The organism is Nocardia sp. NRRL S-836 (assembly GCF_001279525.1).
Taxonomy (GTDB): domain Bacteria; phylum Actinomycetota; class Actinomycetes; order Mycobacteriales; family Pseudonocardiaceae; genus Lentzea.
Map to the genome: position 1 here is coordinate 1 of NZ_LGDY01000013.1, position 19,151 is coordinate 19,151.

Annotated in this window: 22 protein-coding genes; 6 read left to right on the forward strand and 16 right to left on the reverse strand. The window is 70.8% G+C overall.

Going from position 1 to position 19,151, the window contains the following annotated elements; genetic code table 11:
• Positions 1-179 precede the first annotated feature (179 nt).
• The gene (locus tag ADL03_RS03305; RefSeq protein WP_053731871.1) at positions 180-689 is read left to right on the forward strand and encodes a hypothetical protein; all 510 of its coding nucleotides are present in this window, start codon (positions 180-182) and stop codon (positions 687-689) included.
• Here the strand turns inward: ADL03_RS03305 and ADL03_RS03310 are convergent.
• The gene (locus tag ADL03_RS03310; RefSeq protein WP_053731872.1) at positions 686-2,062 is read right to left on the reverse strand and encodes an FAD-binding oxidoreductase; all 1,377 of its coding nucleotides are present in this window, start codon (positions 2,060-2,062) and stop codon (positions 686-688) included. The genes ADL03_RS03305 and ADL03_RS03310 overlap by 4 nt on opposite strands.
• 154 nt (positions 2,063-2,216) lie before the next feature.
• Between ADL03_RS03310 and ADL03_RS03315 the strand changes: the two genes are divergently transcribed.
• Positions 2,217-2,879 (forward strand): DedA family protein, encoded by a 663-nt coding sequence (locus tag ADL03_RS03315; protein WP_053731873.1) that lies wholly within the window; start codon positions 2,217-2,219, stop codon positions 2,877-2,879.
• Between the two features lie 4 nt (positions 2,880-2,883).
• Here the strand turns inward: ADL03_RS03315 and ADL03_RS03320 are convergent, their stop codons facing one another.
• From ADL03_RS03320 to ADL03_RS03335, 4 genes are all read right to left on the reverse strand, one after another.
• On the reverse strand, positions 2,884-3,300 hold the full coding sequence (locus tag ADL03_RS03320; protein ID WP_063798448.1) for a peptidase inhibitor family I36 protein: 417 nt from the start codon (positions 3,298-3,300) through the stop codon (positions 2,884-2,886).
• 70 nt (positions 3,301-3,370) lie between these two features.
• Positions 3,371-4,078: a MerR family transcriptional regulator gene (locus ADL03_RS03325; RefSeq protein ID WP_082372848.1), complete on the reverse strand. Its 708-nt coding sequence runs from the start codon at positions 4,076-4,078 to the stop codon at positions 3,371-3,373.
• A gap of 90 nt (positions 4,079-4,168) precedes the next feature.
• Positions 4,169-4,804 (reverse strand): nucleoside/nucleotide kinase family protein, encoded by a 636-nt coding sequence (locus ADL03_RS03330; RefSeq protein ID WP_082372849.1) that lies wholly within the window; start codon positions 4,802-4,804, stop codon positions 4,169-4,171.
• Complete coding sequence (locus tag ADL03_RS03335) at positions 4,768-5,613, reverse strand: PfkB family carbohydrate kinase (RefSeq protein ID WP_053731875.1); 846 nt, start codon at positions 5,611-5,613, stop codon at positions 4,768-4,770. The genes ADL03_RS03330 and ADL03_RS03335 overlap by 37 nt, the downstream gene beginning before the upstream one ends.
• 33 nt (positions 5,614-5,646) lie before the next feature.
• Here ADL03_RS03335 and ADL03_RS03340 point away from each other — a divergent pair, with 33 nt between their 5' ends.
• Together ADL03_RS03340 and ADL03_RS03345 are read left to right on the forward strand one after the other, a co-directional pair.
• Entirely contained in the window at positions 5,647-6,621 is a 975-nt protein-coding gene (locus ADL03_RS03340; protein ID WP_053731876.1) for a LacI family DNA-binding transcriptional regulator, read from the forward strand.
• A complete protein-coding gene (locus tag ADL03_RS03345; protein ID WP_053731877.1) occupies positions 6,615-7,349 on the forward strand; it encodes a sugar phosphate isomerase/epimerase in 735 nt (244 codons plus the stop codon). Before ADL03_RS03340 ends, ADL03_RS03345 begins: the two co-directional genes overlap by 7 nt.
• Here the strand turns inward: ADL03_RS03345 and ADL03_RS03350 are convergent.
• From ADL03_RS03350 to pyrE, 4 genes are read right to left on the reverse strand one after another with little or no spacing between them, the layout of a single operon-like run.
• On the reverse strand, positions 7,331-8,413 hold the full coding sequence (locus tag ADL03_RS03350; protein ID WP_157527904.1) for a glycoside hydrolase family 76 protein: 1,083 nt from the start codon (positions 8,411-8,413) through the stop codon (positions 7,331-7,333). The genes ADL03_RS03345 and ADL03_RS03350 overlap by 19 nt on opposite strands.
• Positions 8,414-8,438: 25 nt before the next feature.
• A complete protein-coding gene (locus ADL03_RS03355) occupies positions 8,439-9,107 on the reverse strand; it encodes an RNA methyltransferase (RefSeq protein WP_053731878.1) in 669 nt (222 codons plus the stop codon).
• A 10-nt stretch (positions 9,108-9,117) separates the two neighbouring features.
• Positions 9,118-9,486, reverse strand: a complete 369-nt coding sequence (locus ADL03_RS03360; protein ID WP_053731879.1) for a DUF2784 domain-containing protein — start codon at positions 9,484-9,486, stop codon at positions 9,118-9,120.
• Positions 9,487-9,544: 58 nt separating this feature from the next.
• Complete coding sequence (gene pyrE, locus ADL03_RS03365; RefSeq protein WP_231641423.1) at positions 9,545-10,111, reverse strand: orotate phosphoribosyltransferase; 567 nt, start codon at positions 10,109-10,111, stop codon at positions 9,545-9,547.
• A 53-nt stretch (positions 10,112-10,164) separates the two neighbouring features.
• Here pyrE and ADL03_RS03370 point away from each other — a divergent pair, with 53 nt between their 5' ends.
• Positions 10,165-10,740, forward strand: coding sequence for a hypothetical protein (locus ADL03_RS03370; RefSeq protein ID WP_053731881.1), 576 nt, complete (start codon positions 10,165-10,167; stop codon positions 10,738-10,740).
• A 4-nt stretch (positions 10,741-10,744) separates the two neighbouring features.
• On the opposite strand, the gene ADL03_RS03375 is transcribed toward ADL03_RS03370, so the two are convergent.
• From ADL03_RS03375 to ADL03_RS03400, 6 genes are all read right to left on the reverse strand, one after another.
• A complete protein-coding gene (locus tag ADL03_RS03375) occupies positions 10,745-11,194 on the reverse strand; it encodes a hypothetical protein (protein WP_053731882.1) in 450 nt (149 codons plus the stop codon).
• On the reverse strand, positions 11,191-12,111 hold the full coding sequence (locus ADL03_RS03380; protein ID WP_053731883.1) for a WXG100 family type VII secretion target: 921 nt from the start codon (positions 12,109-12,111) through the stop codon (positions 11,191-11,193). Before ADL03_RS03380 ends, ADL03_RS03375 begins: the two co-directional genes overlap by 4 nt.
• A complete protein-coding gene (locus tag ADL03_RS03385; RefSeq protein ID WP_053731884.1) occupies positions 12,111-12,461 on the reverse strand; it encodes a hypothetical protein in 351 nt (116 codons plus the stop codon). The genes ADL03_RS03380 and ADL03_RS03385 overlap by 1 nt, the downstream gene beginning before the upstream one ends.
• 37 nt (positions 12,462-12,498) lie before the next feature.
• A complete protein-coding gene (locus ADL03_RS03390) occupies positions 12,499-13,272 on the reverse strand; it encodes an SDR family oxidoreductase (protein WP_053731885.1) in 774 nt (257 codons plus the stop codon).
• A 337-nt stretch (positions 13,273-13,609) separates the two neighbouring features.
• Positions 13,610-14,335 carry a hypothetical protein gene (locus tag ADL03_RS03395; protein ID WP_197288047.1) on the reverse strand — a complete coding sequence of 242 codons (726 nt, stop codon included), beginning with the start codon at positions 14,333-14,335 and terminating at the stop codon, positions 13,610-13,612.
• Between the two features lie 133 nt (positions 14,336-14,468).
• Positions 14,469-15,302: a helix-turn-helix transcriptional regulator gene (locus tag ADL03_RS03400; protein ID WP_053731886.1), complete on the reverse strand. Its 834-nt coding sequence runs from the start codon at positions 15,300-15,302 to the stop codon at positions 14,469-14,471.
• 113 nt (positions 15,303-15,415) lie between these two features.
• Here ADL03_RS03400 and ADL03_RS03405 point away from each other — a divergent pair, with 113 nt between their 5' ends.
• A complete protein-coding gene (locus ADL03_RS03405) occupies positions 15,416-16,468 on the forward strand; it encodes an aldo/keto reductase (protein WP_053731887.1) in 1,053 nt (350 codons plus the stop codon).
• 51 nt (positions 16,469-16,519) lie between these two features.
• Here the strand turns inward: ADL03_RS03405 and clpB are convergent, their stop codons facing one another.
• Entirely contained in the window at positions 16,520-19,105 is a 2,586-nt protein-coding gene (gene clpB / locus ADL03_RS03410) for an ATP-dependent chaperone ClpB (RefSeq protein WP_053731888.1), read from the reverse strand.
• Between the last annotated feature and the right edge of the window lie 46 nt (positions 19,106-19,151).

The window sequence follows — 19,151 nt, forward strand, 5'->3', positions numbered from 1 at the left end:
TGCAACGCCTGCCACTGCTCATCAGTCAGCTCATGCCTGCGCACCACGGCACAAGATCAAAGCACGTCAGACGAACCAGCTTTGAGGACGGGCCCTAGCGCGGGTCTGCGCGAGCGACCGACGCCGGCGGCGACACCGACGTCGTCGAGTTCGCCTACGAGGGCGAGGCCACCGGCACGGTGCGGGCCGACCGGCCCGGCGGCACGGCGACGGTCGGCGTGATCGTGCCGGAGTCGTTCGAGGACAGGACACTCCGCGTGCGGTCGGTCGACCGGGCCGGGCAGGCCTCCGACGCCACGACGTTCCGGTTCCAGGTCCGGCCGACCGGCGTCCGCGTCTTCGCGCCGCCGGTGGACCGGGCCGACCTCGGGGAGACCTACCCGTTCTGGTTCACCTCGGACGGCTACCTCACCGAGGCGGGCACCAGCTACACGCCGACCCGCTCGTCGTGGCCGCTGGTCACCGGTGACCGCACCGAGATCCGCATCTCGCCGTCGTACGTGCGCGGTGTCGTCGAGTACCGCTACCGGGTCAACGGCTCGCCGGAGGTGCGGACGGTCGCCGCCGACGCCGGGGGCGGGGCGGTGCTGCGGATCGACTTCGGCGCCCACCCGCACCCGTCCGTGGAGGTGTGGGGCCGCACCGCGGACGGCATCGACACCGAGTCCACCACCCGCACCGTCGACTAGAGGCTGAACATCGAACCGGGGTTGAACAGGTTCTCCGGGTCCAGCGCGCGTTTGATCTCGCGGTGCACCCGGAGGCCGACCGGTCCGATCTCCTTCTCCAGCCACTCACGCTTGATCTTGCCGATGCCGTGCTCGCCGGTGACCGTGCCGCCGAGTGAGAGGCCGAGGGCGAGGATGTCGTCGAACGCCTTGCGCGCGCGGGCGAACTGCTCGGCGGAGGTGGGGTCGTAGACGATCGTGGGGTGCATGTTGCCGTCGCCGGCGTGGCCGACGACGGCGATTTTGAGGTCGGCGTCCAGGGAGATGGCCTCGCAGCCCTGGATGAGCTCGGCGATGCGGGTGCGGGGCACGCACACGTCGTCGGTGAGCCAGGAGCCGTAGAGCTCCAGGGCGGTCAGCACGGCGCGGCGCGCGGTGAGCAGGTCGCGGCCCTCGTTGACGTCGTGGGTCGAGTAGACGAGGTCGGCCTCCGCGCAGATCGTCTCGATCTGCTGGAGCTCCAGCCTGGCCTGGTCGCCGCCGGCGTCGGACTGGCAGATCAGCAGCGCCGCGCAGCCGGGGCCGGCGCCGAGCTCGGTGCGCAGGTACTGCTCGACGGCCTCGATCGAGGTGCGGTCCATGATCTCCATCAGCGACGGAACCAGGCCCTCGCGCACGATGCGGCTGACCGCGACACCGGCCGCGGCGGTGGTGCTGAACGCGGCGACCAGCGTGGCCGGGGTCTGTGGGAGCGGTTTCAACGCCAGCGTGGCCCGGGTGATCACGCCCAGGGTGCCCTCGGAGCCGATGAAGAGCTTGGTGAGGTCGTAGCCGGCGACGCCCTTCACCGTGCGGCGGCCGGTCCGCAGCACCTCGCCGTCGGCCAGCACCACCTCCAGGCCCAGCACGGAGTCGGTGGTCACGCCGTACTTCACGCAGCACAGGCCGCCGGCGTTGGTGGAGAGGTTGCCGCCGATCGTGCACCAGTCGTAGCTGCTCGGGTCCGGCGGGTAGAACAGGCCGTTCTTCTCCACGGCGCCGCGCAGGTCGAGGTTCACGACGCCGGGTTCGACCACGGCCAGGCGGTTGTCCGCGTCGATCTCGACGATCGCGTCCATCTTCGTGGTCACCAGGACGACGCAACCCTCGACGGCGTTCGCCGCACCGGACAGGCCGCTGCCGGCGCCGCGGGGCACAACGGGGACGCGGTGCTTCGCGCAGGCCCTGACCACGGCCTGGACCTGCTCGGTGGTCGACGGGAACACCACCGCCAGCGGGGTGCCGTACGGGGCGAGCGGCATCATGTCGCGCTGGTACCCGGCGGTGACATCGGCGTCCGTCAGCACGCCCGTGTCACCGAGTGCGGTGCGGAGTTCGGCGAGCAAGGTCTCCATACCCGCCACGCTAGCCGGGTTCGGCTGGTCCACCAGGGTGATCGGCAACGGGGGGAGTTCACGCGGTGACCGGGTGTGCTCAACCCAGATTTAGCCGACCTGTTCCACCGATGTCGCCCTTCCACCGGCACACCACGACGTAGGCTGGTTCACCGTGGCGCACGCTTTCGCCTCGTTGGAGACCGCAGGTCCGGTGGCCGTGTGGCTGATCGTGCTGACGTTCATCTTCTTCGAGTGCGCATTCATCTTCGGGTTGTTCCTGCCCGGTGACTCGCTGCTCTTCGCCGCCGGGGTCGTCCTCGCGCAGCACGGCAGCGAGTGGTCGGCATGGGCCCTGTCCGTCGTCGCGCTCGTCGTGGCGGTGGTCGGCAACCAGGTCGGGTACCACATCGGCAAGCACACCGGCACCCGCGTGCTGGCGCGCAAAGACGGCAAGGTGCTGAACCGGCAGAACCTGGAGAAGGCCCGCAGGTTCCTCGACGAACGCGGCTTCTGGGCCGTCGTGCTCGCGCGCTGGCTGCCGTGGGTCCGCACGCTGGCGCCGATGATCGCCGGCGCGGCCCGCATGGACGTGCGGCGGTTCACGCTGGCCACGACCATCGGCGCCATCGCGTGGGTGCCGACGCTGGTGCTCGCCGGCTACTACGGCGCCGGTGTCCTGGAAGCGTTCCCGTGGCTGGAAACGGCGGCGCTGGTGGTCAGCGTCGCGTTCTTCCTCGGTGGCACCGGGTGGGGCATCTGGCGCTACCGGCAGGAGATGCGCAAGCCGATCGACGAGTCGGCCGACGAGCTGGAGCCCTCCGCCTCGCAGCGCTGAGCGGTCAGATGAACTTGTGCGACGCGTTCTCGTAGTAGGTGTTGACGAGGTTGCGGCACGTGTTGGCCGGAACCGTGTCGTACGAGCCGCCGTAACCGCTGTTGAAGTAGACGCGGATGTCGCGGTCGAACGTGTTGCACGCCGACGCCGCGTTGTTCTTCACGCACTGGAGGTAACCGGCCGCGTTGGGCTTCTTGAACTCGTAGCAGGTCGGCTGCGAGTCGCCGTAGTTCGAGACGTTCCCGGTGAAGTCGGAGATCGACCCGGCGAAGGCGCTGAAGTGGTAAAGGCAGAACTCGTTGTCGTTGCACACGCCGTCGCGTCCGGCGGCGGAGGCGGCCGGGGTGGCGACGGCGATGGACACCGCGGCGAGCGCTCCCGCGACCACGCCTCGGGTGAGTTTCTTCGTGAAGTTCGTCATGGCACCGATGCTCGCGCCGTAGCAAGGCTCCAACCAGCGACAACCTGTACAGTTCACCTGCACAGTTGCGTCAAGCACCTCGCTGACCGTCCCGCAGTGCGAGCTCTTCGGCCAGTTCCACACAGCGCAGGCGGGCCGGCGAGAAGTCGTAGGGCATCTTGCCGATGGCTTCGAACACGCTCATGGAACCGGCCTCGTCCCCGCCCGTAGCGGGCTGCGCAGTGTCCCAGGCGTCGAAGAGGGCGTCGTCGTCCTCGTCCAGGCCGGACTCCTCGATGGCGGCCTGCAGGGCGCTTTCGAAGGCGTGCCGCTCGGCGGCCACGCGAGCCACCCGCGGGTCGTCGACGGCGACGCCGTCGTCGAGCGCCTCCTCGGCGGCGTCGACGCGGTCGGACTCCGCGCGCAGAGCGGGATGCGTGGCCAGGACGACGAAGCGGGCGGCCTGCACGGCCGCGCCGAGCGGGCCGAAGATCCGCTCGGTGACCAGCAGGCTGTCCAGGTCCGCCTGGCGCAGGGAGCCTTCCGGCAGGCCCCTGAGGCGTTCGGTGACGAGGTCGGAGAGCAGGCCCATCCGGCTGCCCTCGGTGCGCATCCGCTGCACGGCGGTCCGTTGCCGCCGCAGTTCCGCCTCCTGCTCGGCGAGGGTGTCCGCCACCCGCTCCAGGACGTCCGCGACGTCGTCCCCGCCGTCCGCACCGGCGGTGAAGGCGTCACGGATGTCGTCCGCCGCCGCGTCACCGATCTTGACCTGGCGGGGTGGCAGGAAGGACGAGCGCACCAGCGGGGACCTCTCCTCACGCGATCGGGACGTGGGTCCACTGGACCACATGCCGCCGCGGAAGGTGCAACCCCGCGCACGGGACCGGCGTCAGAGCACCTCCGTGATCAGCAGGTCGGCCGACCCCTTCGACGAGTTCACCATCAGCGCGTTGACGTGGTCGGTGCCGTGCAGCACCCGTTCGCGGGCCTCGGACAGCGTGCGCCCGTACCGCAGGTGGCGGTCGATCAGCCGCTGCACCCGCACGTCCTCGTCGATGAACAGGAACCACGCCTCGTCCAGGATGATCCGGACGCGCTTCCACTTGTCGTAGTTGAGGAGCAGGTAGTTGCCCTCGGTCACGACCAGCGGGACGTCCGGGTGCACCGGCACCGCGCACGCCACCGGTTCCTCGATCTCGCGGCGGAACTCCGGCGCGTAGATCATGTCCGGCCCGCACGCCTTGATCCGGCCGAGCAGGTCGACGTAGCCGGGGATGTCGAACGTGTCCGGCGCGCCCTTGCGCTCGACCAGCCGCAGCCGTTCCAGCTCGCTCTGCGCGAGGTGGAAGCCGTCCATCTCGACGAGCACGGCCTGCCCGTCGAGCGCCTCGACGAGCCTGCGCGCGAGTGTCGACTTGCCGGAGCCCGGCGCTCCTCCGATGCCGAGGATCTTGCGCTCACCCATGTCGGTGAGCGCTCGGGCCCGTTCTAGCAGCTCCTCGAACCTGACCTGCTGTCCTGCCACCGTGCCAGCCTCTCAACCCAGTCCCCGACCGCACCGACCCGGACGGCGGCGGCCTGCGACGCGAAGCCGATGGCCGCGACCGGGTCGGTTCCCGACGCCAGCGCGTAGGCGTACGCGCCGTGCCACACGTCACCGGCACCGTTCGTGTCCTTCACCCGCACCGCCGGCACGGCCACCTCGCCGGTCGAGCCGTTCCGCGACCAGGTCACCGGCGCGGGCCCGTTGGTGCGAATCACCAGCGGGACCCCGTACGAGTGCACCTCGGCAGCGGACCGCTCGAACCCCGAAGCGCAGGCGGCCACGTCGACCAGCGGCAACAGGTGATCGAGGACAGGTTTCCAGCTCCCGGCGTCGAGCACCACAGGCAATCCCAGAGCTTTCGCCGCACGTGCGACGGGGATCACCAGCCCGTCGTGGTGCCCGTCCAAGAGCACCACGTCCGCGGCGGCCAGAAGATCGGACAAATCAGGCGCCGTGACGGGCACGGAAGCGTTGCGTGAAACGACCGTGCGCTCCCCATCAGCGTCTCTGACGACGACCATGCTCACCGGTGTCGTTCCCTCGACCGCGACGACTTGGACCGGCTCCAAACTCGCTCGCACGAATTCACCCAGAGCGTCGGCGCCCAGGGCGGTGAGGAGTGACGAAGATCCACCCAATGCGGCGACGGCCCGTGCCGCGTTGGCCGCCGGACCGCCGGGCGCGAGGTGCGACCCGATCGACCTGACCTTCTCGCCGGGCGCCGGGAAGGCGTGCACCCGCTGGGTGACGTCGAGAGTTGTGAGGCCGACACACAGCACGGCTGCCATCAGGCCTTCCTCCAAACGGGTAAGGTCCCGGCCATGGTCACCATGCGGGATGTCGCGGCTCTCGCGGGGGTCTCCATCACCACGGTGTCACACGTGATCAACGAGACCAGACCGGTCGCCGGTGACACGCGTGAGCGCGTGCAGAAGGCGATCGACGAAACCGGGTACACGGGTGACGCCATCGCGCGGTCGCTGGTCATGGGCGGCACGAAGTCGCTGGGCCTCGCCGTGTCACTGGTCTCCCACCCCTACTTCGCCGAGCTGATCGCCGCCATCGAGTCGGAGGCGACGCGCAACGGCTACTCGCTCGTGCTGATCGACACCAGGGACACCCCGGAGTCGGAGCAGGCCGCGGTCAAGAAGCTCCGCTCACGGCGGGTCGACGGCCTGCTGCTCACGCCCTCGGCCGGCGCGGGCAGCCTGGTGCTGCCGGAACTCAAGAAGCTCGGCATCCCGACCGTGCTGGTGGACCGCCTCACCGTGGCCAACGACATCGACCAGGTCGGGCCGGAGAACGTGCAGGCCACCTCGGGCCTGGTCACGCACCTGGCCGAGCTGGGCCACCGGCGGATCGGCATCGTGTGCGGCAAGGCGGGCGTGGCGACGACCGAGGAGCGCATCCTCGGCTACCGCCTCGGCCTCGGCCGCGCGGGCCTGAAGTGGGACGAGGCGCTGGTCTCGCAGAGCGGCTGGCTCGCGCCGCTGCTCGACCAGGACGACCCGGCCACCGCCGTCGTCGCGGCCGACCACCTGGTCACGGTCGGCATGCTGCACGAGGCCCGCGCCCGCGGCCTCAAGCTCGGCACCGACCTCGCCGTCGTCGCCTACGACGAGGTGGAGTGGGCGACGTTGATCGAACCGCCGCTGACGACGCTGGCCCAGCCGGTCGAGGAGATCGGCCGGACCGCCGTGAAGCTGCTGCTGTCGCGCATCGCCGATCCCGTGCGGGCGGCGGAGACGATCCGGCTGGCACCGTCGCTGATGCACCGGCAGTCCTGCGGATGCTGATCCCCGGCGTCGTCTCGGTGACGTTCCGGCAGCTGCCGGTCGAGGAGATCGGCGCGCTGGCGTTGGACTGCGGCCTGCAGGCCGTGGAGTGGGGCGCCGACGTGCACGTGCCGCCCGGCGACTTCGCCGCGGCCAGGCGGGCGCTGGACACCGGTCTCAAGGTGGCGGCCTACGGGTCGTACTACCGCGCCGGCGTGACGGACCGCGCGGAGCTGGCGGCGGTGCTGGAGACGGCTGCCGAGCTGGACGCGCCGTACGTGCGGGTGTGGGCCGGAACCTCCGGTTCCGCCGAGTGCGCCGACCGGGGCGCGGTCGTCGAGGCGTTGCAGCACGCCGTCGAGCACGCCGACGCGATGGGCACGCGCATCGCGTTGGAGTACCACCGCAACACGCTCACCGACACGCTCGACTCGACCGTGCGGCTGCTGGACGAGGTCGACGGCGTGGTGCCGTACTGGCAGCCGAGTGGCGGGCAGGACGTGTTCTCGGCGGTGCACGAGGTCCGCACGCTGGAACCGGTGACAGCGCACGTCTTCTCGTGGGGCCCCGGCGGTTTCACCGACCGGCTGCCGCTGTCCGCGCGGCGCGACCTGTGGAAGCCGGTGCTCGGCGAGCTCGCGCGCGACGGCATCGAGCGCAACGCCCTGCTGGAGTTCGTGCGCGACGACTCGGTCGAGCAGTTCCGCGAGGACGCCAAGACGCTGGTGGGCTACGTCAGCGCGTTGTGACGTTCGAGCAGGGCCGCCGCCTCCAGGCACATCCAGCCGCCCAGCTGCACCGACAGGTCCCTGCCCTCCTCCTCGGTGGCCGTGACCGTCCACTCCGGACCGAACAACGGCCCGCTGACCGCCACCGTCCGGTTGACCCACACGGCCTCCGCGGACTCGACCACGAGCTGCCTGGCCAGCTCGGCGCTGTCGCGGTGCGCCGGGTCCAGCCTCGGGATCTCCAGCGCGGCCTGGGCGAGGTAGCGCACGAGGATCCCCGCGAACAGCCCGCCGTCACCACCACCCTGCCCCTTGACGACGCCGTCGGTGGAGAGGTCGTCGTACACGGCCGTGATGGTGCGTGCCGCCTTCTCGATCCACTTGGCCGGCTGGCCGTGCTTGGCCAGCTCCACGCACGCGCCGATGAGAACTCCTTGGCAGTACGTGTAGTGGTTCTTCTCGACGTCCCTGATCTCACCGTTGGCGTCCACGTGCAACCCGTCCCACGCGAGCCCGTCGGGACCGACCAGGTGGTCCTCCATCCAGTCCACTGTGGACCGCGCCTTGGCCAGGTCGGTGCCCTCGTTCTGGCGCGCGAGGAAGATCGCGGCGGGTCCGTTGGCCGGCACGTTCTTGAAGTCGTCGCCGCGCTTCCACCAGATCCCGCCACCGGCGTGGTCGGTCCACCCGTCCCGCAGCTGGTTCGCGATCTCCTCGATCGCCTTCGGCCGGCTGACGCCGATGTGGTGGGCGCGTTGCAACGCCAGCCCGAGCCACGCGACGTCGTCGTAGTAGTCGTTGGTCCAGCCACCGGCGTTGCGCACCCGGATGCCCCGCACCACGCGCACGATCGCCTGCTTGCGCGCCTCCAGCGGGTTGCGCTCGTACCCGTCGACCATGCAGTCGAGCAGGTGCGCCTGCCACCAGTAGTTGAACGGCGCGAAGAGCTTGTCCCTGAGCTTCGGCGGCCACCCGCAGGCACCCAGGCTGGTCCCCGGCACACCCCAGACCCTGCGCAGGTGCCTGGAATGCACCGCACGTTCCGCAACACCCGCCCGCGCGGCCAGCAGTTTCGCGATCACCACCTGGACATCGTGCGTGCTTGACCGATCAAGAAGCGCGGTGAACCACCCAGTGGTACAGCCCCATCGCCACCGACGTCGTCAGGTTGTAGCTGCTCACCCGGTCGCGCATGGGCAGCCGGACGATCCTGGTCGCCTTGGACCTGACCTCGTCGGACAGGCCGTGGCGCTCGGAACCGAAGGCCAGGACGGCGTCGTCGGGCACGGGTCCGGCCAGCGGGTCGCCGTCGGCGTCGAAGGCGATGAGTGGTCCGGCGAAGTCGAGCGTGGTGGCCCTGGCGACGGGGAGGGCGAAGTGCAGACCGGCCGAGCCCCGCAGCACGTTCGGGTGCCACGGGTCGACGTCGCCGGTGGACAGGACGCCGCCGGCGTCGAGACCGGCCGCGACCCGGATCGTGGCGCCGAAGTTGCCGAGGTTGCGCGGGTTGTCGAGCAGGACGAGCGGGGCGGCGCGGTCGAACGGCAGGTCGGGGCGTTGCGCGAACCCGGCGACACCGGTCGGGTGGGTGCGGCCGACGCGGTCGCGGAACTCGGCCTGGCTCACCTCGGTGGCGGCGGCGAAGGCCGCGAGGAGGTCCGGTGCGTGCGACTCGGCGAGCTCGACCGCGCCGGACCGGCTGGTGGTCAGCAGCGACGTGACGGTCCCGCCGAAGCGCAGGGCGTGTTTGACGGCGTGGAACCCTTCGAGCAGCAGCACGGGCCAGACGCTACTGAACGCTCACCCGCCGCGACGTCCTGGCACCCGCCACGAGCCCGATCCACGACACCACCACGACAGCCCCGAGCACCAGCTGCACCGCCACCGACGCGCTCTCCGGGTACCAGACCCCGTCGATGTAGTGGTCGATGAACCCGGTCTCCAGCACCGGCATCCCGGCGGCGGCCCGGAAGTGGTTCTCCCACGCCGTCAACGGGCACACGGTCGGCACGGCGAGGCTCAGCACCGCCCACGCGGCGAGCGCCAGGTGCGGGTAGAGCACCCAGCGCCAGCGCCACGCGAGGAAGCCGCCGGCCAGCAGGAACGCCAGCACGGCGAAGTGCAGCACCACCACGGCTTCCGCGAGGAACCTGGCCATTCGCACCACCCCGTCCTCCAGACTAGGACGGGGTAGCTCGAACGGCGCTCGACGAAACTCAGGCGAGACCGAGGTCATGCAGGTCGAGCAGGTACCGGTACCGCAGACCCTCCGCCTCGATGGCCTCGCGGGCGCCGGTGCCGCGGTCGACCACGGTGGCGACGCCCACGACCTCGGCACCGGCCTCGCGCAGCGCGCTGACCGCGGTCAGGACGGAGCCGCCGGTCGTGGACGTGTCCTCGACGGCGAGAACGCGCTGGCCGCGGACCTCGATGCCCTCGATCTGGCGCTGCATGCCGTGGGCCTTGGCGGCCTTGCGGACCACGAAGACGTCGAGCACGTCCCCGGCGACCGCGGCGGAGTGCATCATCGCGTAGGCGACGGGGTCGGCGCCGAGGGTGAGACCGCCGACGGCGACGAAGTCCCAGTCACTGGTCAGCTGCCGCAGCAGCTTGCCGATCAGAGGCGCTGCCGCGTGGTGCAGCGTGGCGCGGCGCAGGTCGACGTAGTAGTCGGCTTCCTTGCCGCTCGAAAGGGTCACCTTGCCGTGCACGACGGCCAATTCGCTCACCAGACGGGCGAGTTCCGACTTCGCGTTCGCGTCCAAGACCTGTTCAGTTCGCACAGGTCGCAAGCTTCGCACACGCGCCGGCGCGGCGCCGCATACCCTGCATCACCGTGAACCTGTTGAGCGCGGACTCGTTCGTCGTGGACCAGCCGTGGACACCGGTGCGGCTGATGCTGGGCTCGAAGTACTCCGTGGAGGCCTACGACGGGCACGACGTGCTGCTCGGGTCGGTCGGCGAGACGCGGCGGGGCTTCGTCACCGCGCGCCTGCGCAACATCAGCCTGTCCAGGTGGACGCCGTTCCGCCTGCACGCGGTCGGCCCGGACGGCCGGCCGCTGCTCGTGATCACGAAGTCGGCCGGCATCGGCACCCGGCCGACGAAGGTGGCGTGGCCCGACGGCCGGCCGGTCGGCTCGATCGTGCCGCAGCCGGGCCGCTACGCGCTGCTCGACGCGAACGGCACGCACCTCTGCCTGCTCGGCGACGTGCTGCACCTGCAGCTCGGGCGCATCGAGAGGCGCAACGGCAGGCGGGTGCGCCGGGACGTCGTCCGGATTCGTCCCGGCACCGCCGAACCCGTGCGGTCGCTCGCGGTCGCGGCCGCGGTGGCGTTCGACGTCGTGCGCGGGGTCGGCACGAACCACCTGAGCAGCGGCGACGTCATCCCGGACTTCCTGTCGAGCTAGCGGCTCACCAGGCGTCTCGCCGGAACACCGACGGGCCGTCCTCGTCGTCGTCACCGCGTGCGGGGCGGACCGGCGGGGCCGGCCGCGACGGGTTGCCCGCCTCGATGATGTCGTCGAGGTCCTGGCCCTCCTGGATGGCCGTGTAGGCGCGCCGGAGGTCGGGCACGCCGGTGGCGAGCGCCTTCTGCACGCCCTCGTCCATCACGCGGCCGGCGGCGACGTCCTGCCAGCTGAACTCACCGGAGTCGATGCGCTGCTGGAGCTCCTTGAACTCCTTGGGCGCCTTGCCGCTGCGGGCGTACCTCTCGATGGCGGCGAGGTCCTGCTCGGTCACCCCGCGCGACCGCGGCTGGAACTGGGCGGCCTCCCGCCCGGTCTTCTCCGCCGCGGCGGCCGTGGCGTCGAACTCGTCGACCAGCGCCTGCAACCGGGCCTGGTCGTAGGGGAACGTCACTGCTGTCCTCCGCCCTGCCCGCTCGCCGAGCCGCTGCCCGCCGCGTTCGACCCGCTCGCCGCCGGTGCGGGCGCGCTGCCGGTGTCGTACCGCCCGGTGGCCTTGCCGACGTCCTTGTTCAGCTTGTAGCCGTTGAGCGCGATGCTGAACGCACCGGACTTCGCGGCGGCCTTGCCGTCGTCGAACTTCTCCTTGCCGTCCTGGTAGTCGTCGACGACGTCGAGCAGGTCGCCGACGTCGCGGACGTCCTTGAGCTTCATCAGTGCGGTGCCCATGGCCTTGATGCCGTCGATCATGCCCTGGACGCCCTCGATCAGCGTCTGCACCGCGATGATGATCTTGCGGATGCGGTCGACGATCTGGATGCAGTCGTAGACGACCCACACGGCCTTGCCCCAGCCGACCACCGGGATCGGCGCGAGGATCACCGCCTCCATCAGCTTGCCGCACAGGTAGTCCAGCAGCGACAGCGCGAGGCCGGTCAGCTTGCGGCACGTGTTCGCCATCGACTTGAACCGGTCGCCGATGATCCGGGCGACCTGGGAGTCCGCCTCGATCGCGACGACCCACATGGTGTCCATGCGGCGCTCGAAGGCCTGGGCGGCGGAGCCGTTCCAGTGCGGGTTCAGCTGGTCCACACCCGCGTCGACGTTGTGCCGCACCGAGTCGAGCGCCTTCGCCACGTTGTCCCACGCCGTGGCGTTGGCGTCGATCTTCTCGAAGTCGCCGAGCAACGGGTTGATCAGCGACTCGACCAGGTTCTCGCCGGTGACCTTCTCGTAGATCCAGTTGACGCCCTGGATCTTCCAGCCGGCCTTCTCGACCAGCTCCTTCGTGGACTGCCTGCCGGGCCGGTCGTCGGCCGCCTTGTTCAGCGCGGCCGAGGGGTCCTCGACGTCCGCGTACGCCGTCGCCATCAGTTGCCCCCGACCTGCGGCGCCTGCTGGGCACCGGACAGCTTGTTCTGGACGCCCTCGAACAACTTCAGGCCGATGTTGTCGACCTTCTCGTAGTGCTCGGCGGTCTTCTTGAGCGCTTCGGAGTCCTTGAGCATCATCTTGGCGGCGAAGTCCAGCGTCTCCCCGTACAGGCTCGCGACACCGGTCACGACGGGGTGCAGCAACGTCAGCAGGCCGGTGAAGCCGCTGGTGTCACCGCCCTTGGAGATGGCGTGGTCCTTGATGGTCAGGAAGTGCTGGGCGTTGCGGTCCAGCAGCTCGCTGTACCCGCGCAGCTCCTCCGGCACGACGTGGAACTGTTCACTCACGACTGCTCCGACGCAGCGTTGCTCCGAACGGTTCCGGTCAGGTTCGCCCGCGCCCGCCGGCGAACCGGGAGGCCATCTTGCGGACGACCGCGCGGGGCAGCAGCTTGGTGAGACCGACGATCGCCTTGTACTGGGCGCCGGGGATCGACAGCAGCCTGCCGCGGCGCAGGTCGCGCAGCGCCTCGTGCACCAGGCGGTCGGCGTCGACGTAGAGCCAGCCCGGCGTCTTGGACATGTCGATGGCGGCGCGCCGGTGGAACTCGGTCCGCACGAAACCGGGGCACAGCGCCATGACCCGCACACCCGAGTGGCCGACGGCGAGCGACATGCCCTCGGAGAACGACGTCACCCACGCCTTGTCGGCGCTGTAGCTGGTGCCGCGGCCGGGCAGGAAGCTGGCCACACTGGACACGTTGATCACGTCACCCTTGCCGCGCGCCATCATGGCGGGGATCGCGGCCCTGCTCAGCCGCAGCACGGTGGCGACGTTGACGTCGAGCTGGGATTGGAGCTTCTCCACGTCGGCCGTGAAGAACTCGCCGGAGGTCGCGAAGCCCGCGTTGTTGACGAGCAGGTCCACAGCGGACTCGGCGAGGCGCGCCTCGACCTTGGCGCGGTCCGCGTCGTCGCTCAGGTCGGCGGGCAGGGTGTCGACGTGCACGCCGTGGCGGTCGTGCAGCTGCTTCGCGAGGTCTTCGAGCGCGGACGCGGTGCGCGCGACGAGCACGAGGTCATAGCCCTCGGCCGCGAGCCTGCGCGAGAAGGCGGCCCCGATCCCGACGGTAGCTCCGGTCACCAGTGCGGTTGGCATGGCACCGCACGCTAGTCGGAAAACCGCCGGGGTCGAAGCACGCGGGAGCTACGCTCCGTTCTTCGTCGGACGACGAAGAACCAGTAGGCGCAGCGCGAGGCCGGACACGACCAGGGCGACTCCGCCGAACACCATCCAACCGACCGAAGCGCCCGTGCTGGCCAGCGTCACCACGGACGCCGTACCGGCCACAGCCGCAGGTGGGACTACTTTCGCTCCGTACATCGTGGTTCCCTCCGAGGGGGTTCGGAACACGACGTCCTACGCACGGGGTATCTGGATAGGCCGCGAATGTTTTACACAGAGTGAAGTGTGACGTAGCTCACACCCATTCTGACTAAGTCTGCTTGCGCCCGAACGACGGACGGAAGACCTCGCCGCCCTCGTCTTCCTCATCGGCGGCCGGCTCGTCCTGTGCAGGGTCCGCGTCGAACGGGTCGATCACGTCCGCGAGCTCGCCGACGTCGCGCAGCAGCCGCTCCAGGCGTGCGGGCGAGGAGTTCGGCGGCGCGGAGGCCAGCACCCAGTCGTTCTCCAGCCAGACGACCGTGACGTCGCCACCGATCTCCTCGGCGGCGTCGATCAGGTCCGGCGTGATGAGCTTGCGGGCGGCGGGCACGTCCGTCACGAACGCGTACCGCGACCCGACGGGTCCGAGCAGGTCAGGCATCTTGTCGCGCTGGAACGGCACGGTCGAGAGCCACAGCTCGATCACCACCGACAACGCGCGCCGGCAGCGCACGCCGACCAGCACCGAGTTGACCTTGCCCCCGGTCTCGTGGTCGAGCACGTAGACCTGGCGCCGCCCGTCGGCGGTGAAGGTGGAACCCGCGACCACGTCCCGGGCGAGCCCGGTGCCGTAGTAGGCGATCGCACCCGCCTCCCACCTGGTCGGGAGCACGTGGTCCGTCTCCTCGAACTGCCAGCCGCGCAGGGCAGCCCAACGGCGCCGTTCACGATTACGCGCGGTTCGTTGCGCCCGGTCGGTCGCGAGCAGGGCGAAGCCCGCCACGCCCGCCACCGCGGCGACGGTGAACCAGACCCACGCCGGTATGCCACCCACAGCTGAAGCGTAGTGGGTCAACTGCCCGAAACGAAGATCACTTTCGCGCGTCGTGCGCCGGGCCCGCCGACCAGGCGTGGCCGAACGCCGTCCGACCGGCGGCTATACGCGTGATCGGCACCACCGGACGGCGTCATCGCGTGCACAACCGGTCCAGCGCCACCTGGCTCTCGTCGTCCGCGGCCCGGTGGACCACCAGCAGCTGACCGGGGTCCTGCACCGGCCGGAGCGTCTCGAACTCGACCGCGATCACTCCGGCTTCGGGGTGCCGAAGCAGCTTGTGCCCGCGGGCGTTGACCTTGACCTCGCGCGTGGCCCACAGCCGTGCGAACTCCTCGTCACCGGCGACGCACTCGGCGATGAGGCCGGACAGCACCCGGTCCCGGGGGTGTGCGGCCCAGGCGGCGCGCAGATGGGCGACCCCCTCCCGCACGACGCGCTCGCGGTCGACATAGCGCTCGCGCATCACCGGGTGCGTGAGGCACACCAGCATCGCGTTGCGCCGGGACGGCGGCAGGGCGCCGAAGTCCAGGAAGAGCCGCGTCATCTCGGTGTTCCACGCCAGGACGTCGTAGCGGTGGTTCATCAGCACGGCCGGGCGTGGGGAGAGGTCCGCGACCAGGCTGACCAGCGCGGGAGCCGCGGTGGCGACGGCCTCGTCGTCGGCCCCGGAGCGGTGGCGGGCCAGGCCGAGGAGGTAAGCGCGTTCGTCGGGGGCCAGGCGCAGCGCCCGTGCCAGCGCCTCCACCACGTCCGCCGAGGGCCGCAGCCCGCGGGCCTGCTCCAGCCGCACCACGTAGTCGACGCTGACCCCGGCCAGCTCGGCGACCTCCTCGCGGCGCAGGCCGGGGGTCCGCCGGGAGCGCCGTCGAGGCGGGAGGTCGAAGTCGCGCGGGTCGAGGCGTTCGCGCCGAGTCCGCAGGAACACGGCCAGCTCTTCTGTCACGTCCACGGCGCCGGTGACCACGGCTGGTCCAACCCCGTGGGTGGGACCGGTGTTCCCAGGAAGCCGCTTCCCTTATCCCCGGCTCCCCGCGCTCGCAGGCTGTGCCCGACGACCACGAGCACAGGAGGACCCGAATGCCGCTCACCCTCGACACCTACCGGCTGCTGGGCCGCTCGGGCCTGCGGGTCTCCCCGCTGGCCCTGGGCACCGCGACCTTCGGCAGCGAGCTGGGCTGGGGAGCCGGGCAGGACGACGCGCGCAGGCTGTTCGACCACTACGTCGGCAACGGCGGCAACTTCATCGACACCGCCGGCGCGTACGGCGGCTCCGAACGCCTGCTGGGCGAGTTCACCCGCGGCCACCGCGACAGCTTGGTGCTGGCGACGAAGTACGCGACGCAACGCCGGCCGGGCGACCCGAACTCCGGCGGCGCGCACCGCAAGAACCTGTTCGCGTCGGTGGAGCACAGCCTTCGGCAGCTGAACACCGACTACCTCGACCTGCTGTTCCTGCACGTGTGGGACTTCCGGACACCGGCGGAGGAGGTCCTGCGCGGCCTGGACGACCTGGTCCGCCACGGCAAGGTGCTGTACGTGGCGATCTCCAACGCACCGGCGTGGGAGGTCTCCCGCATGCAGGCGGTCGCCGACCTGCGCGGCTGGGCACCGCTCGTCGCGCTCCAGGCCGAACACAGCCTCATCAACCGCGGCGCCGAACGCGACCTGATCCCGATGGCAAGGGCGATGGGGCTGGGCGTCACGCCGTACTCACCGCTCGGCGGCGGGGTGCTGTCCGGCAAGTACACCCGCGCCGACCTGACCGGCGCCGGTCCCGCCGAGAGCACCCGCAGGAGCTTCAACGCCGCGCTCGGCATGGTCACCGAACGCACCCTCGCCATCGCCGACGTCGTCCGCGAGGTCGCCGCGGAGGTGGACCGCACGCCGGCGCAGGTCGCGCTGGCCTGGTCCCTGCACCAGCCCGGCGTGACGGCGCCCGTGATCGGCGCTCGCACGCCCGAGCAGCTGGCGGGCAACCTCGGCGCGCTGGAGGTCGAGCTGACCGCGGGTCAGCTGGCCCGGCTGGACGAGGTCAGCGCCATCGACCCGGGCCACCCGCACGACCTGCTGGCCGGCGACCACATCCGCGCGGTGACCTCCGGCGACCTGAAGATCCAGACCCGGCACTGAAACACGCGTGAGGGGGGGACCCGGACGGATCCCCCCTCACACAGCGGAAAATCAGACGCCGCGGCCCACGATCAGGCCGGACTGGTCGTCCAGCACGTCGACGCGCACCGCGTCACCGTCGCGCACCTCACCGGCCAGCAGCTCCTTGGCGAGCTGGTCGCCGATCGCCGACTGCACCAGCCGCCGCAGCGGCCTGGCCCCGTACACCGGGTCGAAACCGTTGAGCGCCAGCCAGTCGCGGGCGGCGGGCGTGACGTCCAGCGTCAGCCGCCGTGCCGCGAGCCGGTCGGCCAGCCGGGCGACCTGGATGTCCACGATGGACGTCAGCTCCTCGGTGGCCAGCGCGTGGAACACCACGATGTCGTCGAGGCGGTTCAGGAACTCCGGCTTGAAGTGCCGCTGCACCACCGACAGCACGGCGTCCTTGCGTTCGACCTCGGACAGCGACGGGTTCACGATGGTCTGCGAACCCAGGTTCGAGGTGAGCACCAGGATCGTGTTGCGGAAGTCCACGGTCCGGCCCTGGCCGTCGGTCAGCCGGCCGTCGTCGAGGACCTGCAGCAGCACGTCGAACACGTCCGGGTGCGCCTTCTCGACCTCGTCCAGCAGCACGACCGAGTACGGCCGGCGGCGGACGGACTCGGTGAGCTGGCCGCCCTGGTCGTAGCCGACGTAACCGGGAGGCGCACCGACCAGGCGGGCCACCGAGTGCTTCTCGGAGTACTCGCTCATGTCGATGCGGATCATCGCCCGCTCGTCGTCGAACAGGAACGACGCCAGCGCCTTCGCCAGCTCGGTCTTGCCGACACCGGTGGGGCCGAGGAACAGGAACGAGCCGGTCGGGCGGTCCGGGTCGGCGACGCCGGCGCGGGTGCGCCTGACCGCGTCCGACACGACGCGCACGGCCTCGGCCTGACCGACGACGCGGCGGCCGAGCTCGTCCTCCATCCGCAGCAGCTTCGCGGTCTCGCCTTCGAGCAGGCGGCCCGCGGGGATGCCGGTCCACGCGGAGACGACGTCGGCGACGTCGTCGGGGCCGACCTCCTCCTTGAGCATCGCGGAGTCCTGTGTGGACGCCGCCGCCGCGACCTCGAGCTCCTTCTCCAGCGCGGGGATCCGGCCGTAGCGCAGCTCGGCGGCCCGGCCGAGGTCGCCGTCGCGCTCGGCCCGTTCCGACTCGCCGCGCAACGACTCCAGCTGCTCCTTGAGGTCGCGGACCTTGTCGATGGAGCCCTTCTCGTTCTGCCACCTGGCGGTCAGCGCGGAGAGCTCCTCGCGCTTCTCGGCCAGCTCGGCGCGCAGCGCGGAGAGCCGTTCGAGCGAGGCCGCGTCGGACTCCTTGGCCAGCGCCATCTCCTCGATCTCGAGACGGCGGACGGCGCGTTCGACCGTGTCGATCTCGACCGGCCGGGAGTCGATCTCCATGCGCAGCCGGGACGCGGCCTCGTCGACGAGGTCGATGGCCTTGTCCGGCAGGAAGCGCGCGGTGATGTAGCGGTCGGACAGCGTGGCGGCGGCGACGAGGGCGGCGTCGGTGATGCGCACGCCGTGGTGCACCTCGTAGCGCTCCTTGAGCCCGCGCAGGATGCCGACGGTGTCCTCGACCGAGGGCTCGCCGACGAGCACCTGCTGGAAGCGGCGCTCCAGCGCGGCGTCCTTCTCGATGTGCTCGCGGTACTCGTCCAGCGTCGTGGCGCCGACCATGCGCAGCTCGCCGCGGGCCAGCATCGGCTTGATCATGTTCCCGGCGTCCATGGCGGACTCGCCGGTCGCGCCCGCGCCGACGATCGTGTGCAGCTCGTCGATGAACGTGATGACCTGGCCGGCCGAGTCGGTGATCTCCTTGAGGACGGCCTTGAGCCGCTCCTCGAACTCACCGCGGTACTTGGCGCCCGCGACCATCGAGCCGAGGTCCAGGGACACGACCCGCTTGCCGCGCAACGACTCCGGCACGTCACCGGCCACCACGCGCTGGGCCAGGCCCTCCACGATGGCGGTCTTGCCGACGCCGGGCTCGCCGATCAGCACCGGGTTGTTCTTGGTGCGCCGCGACAGCACCTGCACGACCCGGCGGATCTCGGCGTCACGGCCGATCACCGGGTCGAGCTCGCCCTTGCGCGCACGTTCGGTCAGGTCGACGCCGTACTTCTCCAGCGCCTTGTAGGTGCCCTCCGGATCGGGCGAGGTGACCCGCGCCGAGCCGCGCACCTTCGTGAACGCCTCGGACAGCGCCTCCGGCGTCGCGCCGTGCCGCCGCAGCAGGTCGGCCACCTGGCCGCCGTGCTGCGCGAGCCCGACGAGCAGGTGCTCGGTGGACACGTACTCGTCGCCCATCTCGGTGGCGAGCTCCTGGGCCCTGCCGAGCACCCGCACGGCGTCGCGCGAGAGCTGCGGGGCGGAGACCGTCGAGCCGGACGCGCTGGGCAGGGAACGGGAGAGCTGCTCCAGCTCCTTGCGCACCAGGGTCGGGTCGGCGCCCACCGCGGAGAGCAACGGGGCGGTCAACCCGTCCGTCTGCGCCAGCAGGGCGCCGAGCAGGTGCACCGACCCCGTGTCGGGGTTGCCGTTCAGAGTGGCTGCCTGCACAGCTGCGGAAACAGCCTGCTGGGTCTTCGTCGTCGGGTTGAAAGCGTCCATTCCTCCACCTCGTGGTCAGCCTCCAGCATGGACCATCATCCCGTAC

Excerpts from the sequence above, each read along its gene's own strand:
- clpB (WP_053731888.1), bottom strand. The coding sequence starts at position 19,105 with ATGGACGCTTTCAACCCGACGACGAAGACCCAGCAGGCTGTTTCCGCA.
- ADL03_RS03345 (WP_053731877.1), top strand. The coding sequence starts at position 6,615 with ATGCTGATCCCCGGCGTCGTCTCGGTGACGTTCCGGCAGCTGCCGGTC.
- ADL03_RS03320 (WP_063798448.1), bottom strand. The coding sequence starts at position 3,300 with ATGACGAACTTCACGAAGAAACTCACCCGAGGCGTGGTCGCGGGAGCG.
- ADL03_RS03405 (WP_053731887.1), top strand. The coding sequence starts at position 15,416 with ATGCCGCTCACCCTCGACACCTACCGGCTGCTGGGCCGCTCGGGCCTG.
- ADL03_RS03310 (WP_053731872.1), bottom strand. The coding sequence starts at position 2,062 with ATGGAGACCTTGCTCGCCGAACTCCGCACCGCACTCGGTGACACGGGC.
- ADL03_RS03335 (WP_053731875.1), bottom strand. The coding sequence starts at position 5,613 with ATGGCAGCCGTGCTGTGTGTCGGCCTCACAACTCTCGACGTCACCCAG.
- ADL03_RS03390 (WP_053731885.1), bottom strand. The coding sequence starts at position 13,272 with ATGCCAACCGCACTGGTGACCGGAGCTACCGTCGGGATCGGGGCCGCC.
- ADL03_RS03340 (WP_053731876.1), top strand. The coding sequence starts at position 5,647 with ATGGTCACCATGCGGGATGTCGCGGCTCTCGCGGGGGTCTCCATCACC.
- ADL03_RS03360 (WP_053731879.1), bottom strand. The coding sequence starts at position 9,486 with ATGGCCAGGTTCCTCGCGGAAGCCGTGGTGGTGCTGCACTTCGCCGTG.
- ADL03_RS03380 (WP_053731883.1), bottom strand. The coding sequence starts at position 12,111 with ATGGCGACGGCGTACGCGGACGTCGAGGACCCCTCGGCCGCGCTGAAC.